The sequence below is a fragment of the Variovorax boronicumulans genome (genome assembly GCF_029892485.1).
Taxonomy (GTDB): Bacteria; Pseudomonadota; Gammaproteobacteria; order Burkholderiales; family Burkholderiaceae_C; genus Variovorax; species Variovorax boronicumulans_B.
Genome location: NZ_JARXVG010000010.1, coordinates 236,309 through 248,168, shown reverse-complemented (window position 1 = coordinate 248,168; position 11,860 = coordinate 236,309). Strand labels below are relative to the sequence as shown.

At 68.5% G+C, this 11,860-nt stretch carries 8 protein-coding genes; 5 read left to right on the top strand and 3 right to left on the bottom strand.

Features of this window, described 5'->3' with window-relative positions; genetic code table 11:
* The first annotated feature begins 47 nt into the window (after positions 1-47).
* Complete coding sequence (locus M2282_RS22775; RefSeq protein WP_280811043.1) at positions 48-743, top strand: c-type cytochrome; 696 nt, start codon at positions 48-50, stop codon at positions 741-743.
* A 74-nt stretch (positions 744-817) separates the two neighbouring features.
* Here the strand turns inward: M2282_RS22775 and pcaG are convergent, their stop codons facing one another.
* Together pcaG and pcaH are read right to left on the bottom strand one after the other, a co-directional pair.
* On the bottom strand, positions 818-1,429 hold the full coding sequence (pcaG, locus tag M2282_RS22770; protein WP_280811042.1) for a protocatechuate 3,4-dioxygenase subunit alpha: 612 nt from the start codon (positions 1,427-1,429) through the stop codon (positions 818-820).
* An 11-nt stretch (positions 1,430-1,440) separates the two neighbouring features.
* Entirely contained in the window at positions 1,441-2,166 is a 726-nt protein-coding gene (pcaH, locus tag M2282_RS22765) for a protocatechuate 3,4-dioxygenase subunit beta (RefSeq protein WP_280811041.1), read from the bottom strand.
* A 104-nt stretch (positions 2,167-2,270) separates the two neighbouring features.
* Between pcaH and M2282_RS22760 the strand changes: the two genes are divergently transcribed.
* Complete coding sequence (locus M2282_RS22760) at positions 2,271-3,266, top strand: LysR substrate-binding domain-containing protein (protein WP_280811040.1); 996 nt, start codon at positions 2,271-2,273, stop codon at positions 3,264-3,266.
* A gap of 93 nt (positions 3,267-3,359) precedes the next feature.
* Here M2282_RS22760 and M2282_RS22755 read toward each other — a convergent pair whose 3' ends face one another.
* Positions 3,360-3,791 (bottom strand): DUF1841 family protein, encoded by a 432-nt coding sequence (locus tag M2282_RS22755; protein WP_280811039.1) that lies wholly within the window; start codon positions 3,789-3,791, stop codon positions 3,360-3,362.
* Positions 3,792-4,297: 506 nt separating this feature from the next.
* Between M2282_RS22755 and M2282_RS22750 the strand changes: the two genes are divergently transcribed.
* The 3 genes from M2282_RS22750 (at position 4,298) to M2282_RS22740 (ending at position 11,843) form a co-directional block, all read left to right on the top strand.
* Positions 4,298-8,062 (top strand): hypothetical protein, encoded by a 3,765-nt coding sequence (locus tag M2282_RS22750; protein WP_432422932.1) that lies wholly within the window; start codon positions 4,298-4,300, stop codon positions 8,060-8,062.
* 83 nt (positions 8,063-8,145) lie between these two features.
* Positions 8,146-8,649 (top strand): peptidoglycan-associated lipoprotein Pal, encoded by a 504-nt coding sequence (gene pal, locus M2282_RS22745; RefSeq protein ID WP_280811037.1) that lies wholly within the window; start codon positions 8,146-8,148, stop codon positions 8,647-8,649.
* 110 nt (positions 8,650-8,759) lie between these two features.
* On the top strand, positions 8,760-11,843 hold the full coding sequence (locus tag M2282_RS22740) for a UDP-N-acetylmuramoyl-tripeptide--D-alanyl-D-alanine ligase (RefSeq protein WP_432422929.1): 3,084 nt from the start codon (positions 8,760-8,762) through the stop codon (positions 11,841-11,843).
* The last annotated feature ends 17 nt before the right edge of the window (positions 11,844-11,860 follow it).

The window sequence follows — 11,860 nt, the reverse complement described above, 5'->3', positions numbered from 1 at the left end:
GAATGTTGATTCGAAAAACTGTAGCTCCACGAGATTGTGCGCGCAAAATGAACAAGTTGTTGACCACGATGTTTGCCCTTGCTGTCGCTTGCGTGACGCTCTCGGCACAAGCCCAGCAAGTCACTGGCAAGGCCCAGGACGGAGCCAAGAAGGTTCAGATGTGCGTGGGCTGCCACGGCATCATCGGCTACCAGGCCAGCTTCCCCGAGATCCACAAGGTGCCGATGATCGCTGGCCAGAGCGCCACCTACATCGTCTCCGCGCTCACCGCGTACAAGGGCGGCGACCGCAAGCACCCCACCATGCGCGCCATTGCCGATTCGCTCTCCGAGCAGGACATCGCCGACGTGGCCGCGTATTACAGCCAGTTGGGCGTGAAGGAAGGCGATGCGCCGCCCGCCGCATTGGCCAAAGCCATGCCCGAGAACATCACCGCGCTGGTCGGCCGCAACGGCCCCGACAACAGCTGCACCAAGTGCCACGGCGCCAACTTCAACACCCCGAACGACGGCACCGTGCCCAAGCTGGCCGGCCAGCATGCCGACTACCTCTTCGTGGCGCTGAAGTCGTACCGCGTCAAGAACAATGTCCACCTCGGCCGCTCGAACGCGGTGATGGCCGGCCAGGTCGAACCCAAGAAGTTCACCAACGCCGAGCTCAAGACGCTGGCCAGCTACATCAGCTCGGTGCCCGGCGAACTGAAGACGGTGCCCGAGTCGCGCATTCATCACGCGGCACAGTAGGCGCTCCGCGCTTCTCCATAAAAAAACCCGCGCGATGCGGGTTTTTTTATGGCCGGGATTTCCCTGAGCCCAGATCAGACGTCGAAGAACGCCGTCTCGTCCGCGCCCTGCATGCGGATGTCGAAGCGGTAGCTCACCGCGCCGCCTTGCTCCACGCGCTCGGCAATCAGCGTGTGGCGGCGCTCGGCCGGCACGCTCTGAAGCACCGCGTCCTTCGCGTTGGCCTCGGCCTCGTCGCCGAAGTACACGCGCGTGTACGCATGCAGCAGCAGGCCGCGCATCAGCACGATCACATTGATGTGCGGTGCCTCGCCGGGCGATTCGGCGCCGGGCTTGACGGTGTGGAACACGAAGCGGTTCTGCGCATCGGTGCCGGTGCCCACGCGGCCGAAGGCGCGAAAGCCCAGCGCGCGCGCTTCTTCGGGCGTCTGCGGGTAGCGGCCTTCGCCGTCGGCCTGGCTGATCTCGACCAGCGCATCGCCGATCGGGTTGCCGTCGCCGTCGATCACCCGGCCTTCGAGGCGGATGCGCTGGCCGGTGGCACCGTCGAGCGCCAGCACGGCGTCGAAGGGCTGGTCGAAGTCGTAGCCGTACTGCGTGGCGGTGAGGCCGTAGGCGAAGTAGGGGCCCACGGTCTGGGAGGGGGTCTGGCCGAAGTCGGCTTCCTGTGCGGTCATCAATGGCATGGGGAATCCTTTCAGCGGTTCTCGAACGGCGTCTCGTCGGCGCCGCGCAGGACGATGTCGAACTGGTAGCCCAGCGCGTAGCCCTCCTGGGTGATGTCGAGGCTGAAGTCGGCAATCAGCCGGTTGCGGTAGCGCTCGGGGGTGCCGGTGATCATCGGGTCGTACTGCATCAGCGGGTCGCCGGGGAAGTACATCTGCGTGACCAGGCGGCTCGCAAAGCTCTGGCCGAACAGCGACAGGTGGATGTGCTGCGGGCGCCAGGCGTTCGGATGGTTGCCCCACGGATAGGCGCCGGGCTTGATGGTCAGGAAGCGGTAGCGGCCTTCGCTGTCGGTGAGGCACCGGCCTGCGCCGAGGAAGTTGGGGTCCAGCGGCGCATCGTGCTGGTCGACCTTGTGCACGTAGCGTCCGGCCGCGTTGGCCTGCCAGAGTTCGACCAGCGTGTTGGCCACCGGACGGCGGCGCTCGTCGAGCACCTGGCCGGTGAGGATCATGCGTTCGCCCAGCGGCTCGCCGTTGCGGCGGGCGTTGCGGGTGAGGTCGTGGTCGAACTCGCCGATGCTGTCGTGGCCGTACACCGGCTGCTGCAACTCGCCCAGCGAGGCCTTCAGCGGAATCAGCGGCTTCTGCGGGCCGCGCTTCACCGTGGACTTGTAGCCGGGGTAGATGTAGGCGGGATGGGCTTCCCAGTCGCGCGGGGTGAGCGTGGGAAGGTTGCCCTTGGTGGGGGTCGGCATGTGCGTTGTCTCCGGTCGTGGGACCAATTCTCGAGCCGCCACTTTAGAAGCACCGTTCGATGATGTAAATTGAAGATTGATCCAGTTTCCATAACCAGCAGTCATTGAACAAGCCCGCCGACCTTCGCCAGGATTTCGTGCGCAACGTCCAGTTGCGGCATCTGCGCACCTTCGTCGCCGTGGCGCAGGAGCGCCACCTGGCGCGCGCGGCCTCGCGGCTGGCGCTGAGCCAGCCGGCGGTGTCGAAGACGCTGTCGGAGCTCGAAACCATCGTCGGCACGCGCCTGGTCGACCGCAGCCAGGCCGGCCGCCGTGGCGTGCAGGGGCTCACCCCGGTTGGCGAGCAGCTGCTCGCGCACGCACTGCGCGTGCTCGAGGCGCTTGACGCCAGCGCCGAGGCGGTGGCGCCGACGGCCGGCGGCCGCATCGAGCGCCTGCGCATCGGCGCGCTGCCCAGCGTGGCACCGGCGCTGCTGCCGCCGGCACTGGCGCGGCTGCGGGACCACTGGCCCGCCGCACAGATCGCGGTGAAGAGCGCCGCCAACGCGGTGCTGCTCGACGAGCTGCGCGCCGGCGAGCTCGATCTGGTGGTCGGCCGCATGAGCGATCCGCGCCTGATGGGCGGCCTGAGCTTCGAGCTGCTGTACACCGAGCCGCTGGTGTTCGCCGTGCGCGCCGGCCATCCGCTCGCGCTCAAGCCGGCGCCGGTGCAGGCGGTGCTCGACTATCCGCTGGTGGTGTACGGCGAGGGCACGATCCCGCGCCACAACACCGAGAGCTTCCTGTCGGCGCGCGGCTTGGTGTTGCCGAGCCATGCGCTGCAGACGCTCGACGTGGGCGTGGCGCGCGCGCTCGTGGCGGTGTCGGATGCGGTCTGGATCACGCCGCTGGGTGCGGCGCGCGGCGAACTCGCGGAAGGCAGGCTCGTGCGCCTGCGCATCGACACCACCGGAACCGAAGAGCCTGTCGGCCTGCTGCTTCGCAGCGATGCCGAGGCTTCGTCGCTGCGCGTTGCGATGGCCGCGTTGCTGCGCGAAGGCGCGAAGCAGCAGGGCGGCTTGCCCGCGCGATCTCAAAGAAAGGCCCAGGCCCCTTCGTGAAACACCGCGGAACCGGCTTTGCCGGGCCACAGGTGTTGCCCCCGGTAGGGGGTAGGAGAAGCGACACGAAGTGCGCGAAGCCTGGGGGCGAGCCTATTTCGTGGCGCGTCGCTGCACGCACGCCACGTAGCCTTCGCCGTCCGGCGCGCGCCCCGCGCGCTGGCTCTCCCACATCATCTGCCCGAGGCAATCCATCGCCTCGTGATGCGCATGCAGCAGCGAGCCGCGGCGCGCCGCCAGCAGCTCGACGGCCTGGCGAATGCCGCGCGGCTGGTCGATGGAGCATTGCTCGCTGATCGACAGATGCATCGACAAATGAAGGAACGGGTTCTCGCGGCCGCTCGATCCGTCGTACACGCGCGCCACCGCGGCATCGGCATCGGCCAGGTCCTCGTGGTACTCGGGGTGCTCGTCGATCCAGCCGGCGGCGATGGTCTCGAGCGCTTCCATCGGCAGGCCCTGACGGTGCTTGGCATACACGTCGCAGAAAAAGCGGCGCACGTCTTCCTGGGAGGGATTGAACATATATAGATAGAGAAAGAAGAAAAGTGTGTGGGAGGCGTGTGGAGACGGTGGTTGGAAAAGGCCATCGCGAACCGGCTTTCGCAACACCCGGAACACGCGCGGCGTTCCGGGTACGGGGCGTTACATCGTTACGTAACGAATCGCGAATTGACCTCGTTGCGCGCTGTTTCGATGTGCGGCCGCGACGGCGTTTTTCAAAATTTTCTTCATAGAAATCAATGACTTGAAGCGATGGCAAGGCCTCGTTGGCACGTCTTGCAAAAAGCGGCACGCAAGTTGCCCCTGTACATGCATCTTTTGTCACAGAGGCTGCCATGAACGCTCAACAAGCATCGACCAATTCGACCGAAGGACTTGCCGCAACCAGCGCAGCTCCTGTGGTTCTCGCCCAAGCCACCGTCACTCCGCTAGGCAGTCCTGCCATGGCGAGTTCGGCTGCTTCCGTCGCCCCGTCCGGGCCGGCCAGCATCGGCACATTGTCCAATGCTACGCCCGGCACTGCCGTGATGCGCGACGGTGTCCGCATCCCGGTGGACGGCAACCAGACCCTGATCGCAGGCGACCGCGTGATCGTTCCGCAGGACGGACATGCCAACGTCCTGTTCCCCGGCTCGGCTTCCAACAAGGCGCCGCTGGCCGGCGTCTTCACCGGCGGCACCGATGCGACCATCGGCTCGACCAAGCTGCCCGGCGGCCTCGAACAAGTGAATGTGGATGTGGCCTCGGGTGACCTGCAGGTCACCCCGCCCGACAGCGATGCAGACGCAGCCGCACTGGCCGTGACCAAGAAGCTCGCGGGCGGCAGCGGCATCGGCCTGGGCGAATTCGCGCTGGGTGCACTGGGCGCCGCGGCACTGGGTGCTGCATTGAGCGGCGGTGGCGGCGGCAGCGACAGCGGATTCCCGCTGCTGGTGGGCACGGGCAACCCGACCACGCCGACGGTTCCCACGAACCCGACGGACTCCGATGCGGATGCTGACTCTGATGCAGATGCCGATGCAGATGCGGACGGTGATGCCGATGCAGACGCCGATGCAGACGCTGATGCTGATGCTGATGCTGATGCTGATGCTGATGCAGATGCAGATGCCGATGCCGATGCCGATGCAGACGCCGATGCCGATGCCGATGCCGATGCCGATGCCGATGCCGATGCCGATGCCGATGCCGATGCCGATGCCGATGCCGATGCTGATGCTGATGCAGACGCCGATGCCGATGCCGATGCCGATGCCGACGCTGACGCAGATGCTGACGCAGATGCCGACGCAGACGCAGACGCTGATGCCGACGCAGACGCAGACGCTGATGCCGACGCAGACGCTGATGCCGACGCAGACGCTGATGCCGACGCAGATGCAGACGCAGACCACCTGCTCGACCCGACCGACGGCATCGTCCACGACGTGGTCGACGCCATCGACGACACCCTCGGCCTGGGCGGCGCCCTGGCCCCGGTGGCTCCGCTGGTCGATGGCGTGACCGACGTCGTCGACAGCGTGCTGGCCCCGCTGCTCGGTTCCGAATTCACGCCGAACGACCCCAACGAGTTCGATCCGGTCGACAACCTCGTGGGCAGCATCACCGACCCGCTCGGCGGAACGCTGACCCCGGTCGTGGACGGCCTCCTAGGCGCCGGTGTGACCGACGCGATCTTCGACCAGCTCCTGGGCCAGGTCGACTACGTGACAGACGGCCTGCACAACCTGCTCGGCGGTGACGGCCCGCTGGGCGGCCTGACCGGCGGCCTCGGCCTCGACGGCCTGCTGGGTGAAGACGGTGTGGTCGGCGGCCTGCTCGATGGTCTGCTGGGCGACAGCGGCCTCATCGGCGGCCTGCTCGGTGAAGATGGCCTGGTCGGCGGCCTGCTGGGCGACGACGGCCTCCTCGGTGGCCTGATCGGCGACGACAGCGCCCTGGGCGGCCTGCTCGGCAACGTGCTGGGCGATGACGGCCTCCTCGGCGGCCTGCTCGGCGACGACGGCGCGCTCGGTGGCGTCCTCGGCGGTGTGCTCGGTGCGGACGGCCTGCTGGGCAGCCTGCTCGGCGACGGCAGCGGCCTGGGCGGCCTGCTGGGCGACGACGGCCTGCTCGGCGGCCTGCTCGGCGACGACGGCGCGCTCAGCAACCTGCTGGGTGAAGACGGTCTGGCCGGTGGCCTGCTCGGCACCGACGGCCTGTTGGGCGGCCTGCTCGGTGAAGACGGCCTCCTGGGCGGTCTGCTGGGTGAAGGCGGCCTGCTGGGTGGCGTGCTTGGTGGCGACGGCGGCCTGCTCGGCGGCGTCCTGGGTGACGACGGCCTGCTGGGCGGTCTGCTCGGCGACGACGGTCTGGTGGGTGGCCTGCTCGGTGAAGACGGCCTCCTGGGCGGCCTGCTCGGCAACGACGGCCTGCTTGGCGGCGTGCTCGGCGACGACGGTGTCCTCGGCGGTCTGCTGGGTGACGAAGGCATCGTCGGCGGCCTGCTCGGCGAAGACGGCTTGCTGGGTGGCGTGCTGGGTGACGACGGCCTGGTCGGCGGTCTGCTCGGCGGCGACGGCCTCGTGGGCGGCCTGCTCGGCGACGACGGCCTGGTCGGTGGCCTCCTGGGCGACGACGGTCTGGCCGGCGGCCTGCTCGGTGGCGACGGCATCGTCGGCGGCCTGCTCGGCCCCGATGGCCTGGCTGGCGGCCTGCTCGGCGAAGACGGCATCGTCGGTGGCCTGCTGGGTGACGACGGCCTGCTGGGCGGTCTGCTCGGCGGCGTCCTGGGCGGCATCGGCGGCAACCCGGGCACGCCTGGCGGCCCGGCCCTGCTCGATCCGACCGACGGCATCGTGGGCGGCATCGTCAGCGGTCTGAACAACGGTGTGCTCGGCGACCTGGGCCTGGGCGACCTGCTGACCCCGGTGGTCGGCCTCACGGACAACGTCACCGACGTGGTCGACGGCCTGCTGGCCCCGGTCTTCGGCTCGGTCTTCACGCCGAACAACCCCAACGTCCTCGACCCGGTCGACGGCGTGGTGGATCAGGTGACGGACGGTGTGAGCGGCCTCATCAGCCCGCTGGCCGACCAGTTGCTCGGTGCCGGCACGACGGGAGCGCTGCTGAACGCGGTCGACACGCAAGTGGACTTCCTCACCGACGGCGTGGCGAACCTGCTCGGCGGCGTGCTGGGTGATGACGGCCTGCTGGGCGGCGTCCTCGGCGGCGACGGTGGTTTGCTCGGCGGCGTGCTGGGTGACGACGGCCTGCTGGGCGGCTTGCTCGGCGGTGACGGCGGTCTTCTGGGCGGCGTCCTCGGTGGCGACGGTGGCTTGCTCGGCGGCGTGCTGGGTGATGACGGCCTGCTGGGCGGCTTGCTCGGCGGTGACGGCGGCCTCTTGGGCGGCGTCCTCGGCGGCGACGGTGGCCTGCTCGGCGGCATCCTGGGTGACGACGGCCTCCTGGGCGGTGTCCTCGGCGGTGACGGTGGTTTGCTCGGCGGCGTGCTGGGTGACGATGGCCTTCTGGGCGGTGTCCTCGGCGGCGACGGCGGTTTGCTCGGCGGCGTGCTGGGTGACGACGGCCTCCTGGGCGGTGTCCTTGGCGGTGACGGTGGTTTGCTCGGCGGCATCCTCGGTGACGACGGCCTCCTGGGCGGTGTCCTCGGTGGCGACGGCGGCTTGCTCGGCGGCGTGCTGGGTGACGACGGCCTCCTGGGCGGCGTCCTCGGCGGTGACGGTGGCCTGCTCGGCGGCGTGCTGGGTGACGGCGGTGTCCTGGGCGGTGTCCTCGGCGGTGACGGCGGCGTGCTGGGTGACGGCGGTGTCCTGGGCGGCGTCCTCGGTGGCGACGGCGGCCTGCTCGGCGGCGTCCTCGGCAACGACGGCCTGGTTGGTGGTCTGTTGGGCGAAGACGGCCTCGTGGGCAACCTGCTTGGCAACGACGGCTTGGTCGGCAGCCTGCTGGGCCAGGACGGCCTGGTGGGTGGCCTGCTCGGCGGCGTGCTGGGCAGCGACGGTCCGGTCGCCAACATTCTGGAGCCGATCTCCGGCGTGGCAAGCGGCCTGACGGACACCGTCGCGCCGATCGCCTCGACCGTGACGGGTACCGCTTCCGGCGCACTCGCACCGGTGACCGACATCCTGGCCGGCGCAACGGGCACGGTGGCTCCGGTGGTCGACACGGTGGTGAACACCGTCGACCACGCAGTCACCCCGCTGGTGACCGAGGTCGTGACCCCGATCACCAGTCTGGTGGACCACACGCTGACGCCTGTGACGAACGTCCTGCACGGCCTGCTGGGCTGATCAAGAACAAGGGCTGGAGGAGGAGAGGAAGAGCGACAGCACTGGGGCAGGCCACCACCGGCCTGCCCCGCGAAAGGATTGGTATGAAGAGCAGCTATCAGACATTGACCATCGTTGCGCTGGCGGCAAGCCTTGCCGCCTGCGTGGCCCCGAAGACGGGACGCGACGACGCGAACTACTACTACTCGAACAAGGCCACGGCCGCGGTCGCCAAGGTGGAACCCCCACCCCCGGCCGTGGTGCAGAACGGGCCGGCTGGCGTGCCGAAGATCGTCTACTTCGACTTCGACAAATACAACATCCGCACGCAGGACCAGCGGATCGTGGAAGCGCATGCGAGCTTCCTGAAGAACCGTCCGTCGAGCCGCGTGGTCATCGAAGGCCACACCGACTCGCGCGGCGGCCGCGAATACAACCTCGCGCTGGGGCAGCGCCGGTCGGAGTCGGTGCAACGGGCGCTCACGCAACTGGGCGTGCCGGCCGAACGCGTCGAGGCCATCAGCTGGGGCACCGAAAAGCCCGCGTCTGCCGAAACCACCGAGGAGGGCTACCAGCTCAATCGCCGCGCCGAGTTCAGCTACCGCTGAAGCCGGAGCTCAAGCGATGACGTCGAAGGCAACAGTCTCCGGTCAGCGATTCCGTCCAAGCGAGAGCAGATGACGGACGCGACCGGTCTCCCGCACTCGATCGGGGCCGAATGATGTCCTTTTCAGACCAGCTCCATGCCTGCCACGAACGCCTCGCTTCGGTGTGCGCGGCGTTGCCGGCGCCATACCCCGCGTTCACGCTGTTCTTCTCGGTGAGCGACGGGTCGCAGCGTGCGCATGTCGTGCATGCGCGCGCGGCCGAGTTCGAGACCGCATGGCGCGAAGGCGCCGACCTCGTCGAGGACTGGGTGCGCGACCACGGCGTGGTCTCGCCGTGGCTGCGCATCGACTGGGTCGAGGGCGCGAGCCCGATGGACTGGGCGCAGTTCAAGACCCAGCTGACCGCCGTCAAGCGCAACTACTTCCGCCTGGGCCTGGCCTTCGACAAGGACTTCGAGATCGCCTTCACCGAGCAGGAGCTCAACGCCAACGCGATGCTCGCCGGCGACTCGACCATTGCGCATGCGGTGATGAACCCGCGCAACTTCGAGGCCTACGGCCAGGCGCGGTTCCGGCGCACGCTCGCGCTGGACATGCCGACGGACCACCCGGTCTACCTGCTCGCGACCGTGGGCGTGTTCTGCCAGCCCGACGGCGTGGTGCACAAGCTCATCGGCACGGGGCTCGATGCGGGGCGGCGCCAGCTGCCGGCGCTGAACCCGCAGTCGGCGCTGGACCTGGTGCGCAGCGGCTCGGCCTACCTCGCGCGCCAGGTGCAGAGCGACGGGCTCTTCGTGTACGGCTACTTCCCGTGCTTCGACCGCCGCATTCCGACCTACGACGCGATGCGCCATGCGAGCGCGATCCACGCCATGCTCGAAGCATGGGAGATCACGCGCGACGAAACCCTGCGCTCGGCCATCGACCGGTCGCTCGACCATCTCACCAAATGGCTGATCCGCGACTACCAGCTCGCCGACGGCCGCGAGGTGGCCTTCCTCGTGGACACCGGCGGCGAGATCAAGCTCGGCGGCAACGCCGCCTGCGTGCTCGCGCTGGTGAAGTACTGCGAGCTCATGGACACGCGCCGCTGGCTGCCGCTGCTGGAAAAGCTGGCGTTGGGCATCGTGTCGCTGCAGGACCCGGCCACCGGCCGTTTCAACCACGTGCTGCACGCCACCGACCTGGCGCTGAAGCAGGCTTCGCGCGTCATCTACTACGACGGCGAGGCGGCCTACGGGCTCATGCGCCTCTATGGCCTCACGCGCGATGCGCGCTGGCTGGCCACGGTGGAGAAGGCCTTCGATCACTTCATCGCGAGCCAGCACTGGCAGGCGCACGACCACTGGTTGAGCTGCTGCGTCAACGAACTCACGCACTGGAGCCCGCAGGAGAAGTACTTCCGCTTCGGGCTGCAGAACGTCGCGGGTTACCTCGACTTCGTGCTCGACCGCAAGACCACTTTCCCGACGCTGCTCGGCCTCATGCTGGCCGCGCAGCAGATGCTCCAGCGCCTGGAGGGCATGCCCGCGATGCGGCACCTGCTCGACGAGCTGGACACCGAGAAGTTCTACCGCGCACTCGACTACCGCGCCCACTACCTGCTCAACGGCTTCTTCTGGCCGGAGGTGGCGATGTACTTCCGCCGGCCGTCCACCGTCGTCGGCTCCTTCTTCATCCGCCACCATGCGTTCCGCGTGCGCATCGACGATGTCGAGCAGTACGTCTCGGGCTTCGCGTCGTACCACCGCTTCCTGCTCGAGCGCCGCGTGCCGCTGGGCGCGAGCAGCGCACTCGGCAGCCCCAGGGACGACGGCGCCGCCTGGACCGCGAGCGAGATGGCGCGCGTGACCAGCGGCGAATGGGTGGTGCGCCCCGAAGACGGCTGGCGCGCCAGCGGCGTGACGCAGCGCTCCTTCATGCGCAAGGGCCGCGTGGTGTTCGAGAACCAGACGCGGCCGTCGAAGACGCCGCTGGCCGCCGTCACGCTCAAGGGCGTGCTGCAACCCGCCGCGGCCGTGCTGTGCACCGACCCCAAGCCGCACCTGGACAAGCGCGTGCCGGTGCTCAAGGTGCCGAACGTGCTGCAGGCCGTGCTGCAGCTGGGCGAGCATGCGCGCACCGAGTTCACCGGCCGCGTCTGCGGCGTGCTGGGCCACGGCACCGGCAGCAGCACCGTGGCTGCCATGATGGCCGGGGCACTCACGGTGTGGGGCGAGGTCGGCCAGCCCGAAGGCAACATCAGCCTGCCTTCCGGCATCGCATGGAACCTCACCTGCATGCCGCGGCATGCGGCCTACTGGGTGCTGGAGATGGGCACCTCGCACATGCCGGCCTCGTCGCAGCTGGTGCGGCCTTCGCTGGTGGTGGTGACCGGGCTCTCGGCCGCATCGCAGAAACACCGCGGCCCCTCCGAAGCCGCCGCGCGCATGGACAGCCGGATCTTCCAGGGCATGGCCGCCGGCGACAACGTGGTGCTCAACCGCGACATGCCCGAGTTCCCGATCTTTGTCGAAGCCGCGATGGCGCACCAGCTGCAGATCGTGACCTACGGCGAGCACGAGGACGCCGACGTGCGCCTGCTGGCCTTCGACCACGGCGAGGTGCAGGCGCAGGTGGCGGGCGAGCCCTTTCAATTGCGGCTCAATGCACCGGGCCGCCACATGGGCGCGAGCGCCGTCGCCGCGCTCGGTGCGCTGCAGGCGCTGCGCCTGCCGCTGGCCGCGGCCGTCGAGCCCTTCGCGCACTTCGAGCCGCCGGGCGGACGCGGTGCGCTGCACACCATTCACATCGGCGGCGGAAGCTTCAAGCTGATCGATGAAACCTATGACGCCAACCCGAGCTCGATGCGGGCGGCGCTTGAATTGCTGTCACAAGCTCCCTGCGAACCTGCGCGACGTGTCGCCATCCTTGGCGACATGCAGGAGCTGGGCCCCGCGGCGCAACGCCATCACCTCGATCTGGAGGAAGAGTTGCTGGCGTCGCAGCCTGACCGGGTGCTGTTGTGCGGTCCGCTCATGCGGGCGCTGCACGCGCGCATCCGTACCAAGGTCCGTTCACATTGGTTCGTGGATGTGTCGGACCTGTCGACCGCCTTGGGCGGTCTGCTGCAACCGGGCGACTGGGTGCTGGCCAAGAGTTCCGCAGGTGTCGGCCTCTCCCGGCTCGCCCGGGTTTTGAAAGCATTGCCATGAGATGGAACACATTGATT

What these genes read in the sequence shown, in the direction of transcription:
- M2282_RS22775 (WP_280811043.1), top strand. Translation starts at nt 48, where the DNA reads ATGAACAAGTTGTTGACCACGATGTTTGCCCTTGCTGTCGCTTGCGTG.
- pcaG (WP_280811042.1), bottom strand. Translation starts at nt 1,429, where the DNA reads ATGCCATTGATGACCGCACAGGAAGCCGACTTCGGCCAGACCCCCTCC.
- pcaH (WP_280811041.1), bottom strand. Translation starts at nt 2,166, where the DNA reads ATGCCGACCCCCACCAAGGGCAACCTTCCCACGCTCACCCCGCGCGAC.
- M2282_RS22755 (WP_280811039.1), bottom strand. Translation starts at nt 3,791, where the DNA reads ATGTTCAATCCCTCCCAGGAAGACGTGCGCCGCTTTTTCTGCGACGTG.
- M2282_RS22750 (WP_432422932.1), top strand. Translation starts at nt 4,298, where the DNA reads ATGCGCGACGGTGTCCGCATCCCGGTGGACGGCAACCAGACCCTGATC.
- pal (WP_280811037.1), top strand. Translation starts at nt 8,146, where the DNA reads ATGAAGAGCAGCTATCAGACATTGACCATCGTTGCGCTGGCGGCAAGC.
- M2282_RS22740 (WP_432422929.1), top strand. Translation starts at nt 8,760, where the DNA reads ATGATGTCCTTTTCAGACCAGCTCCATGCCTGCCACGAACGCCTCGCT.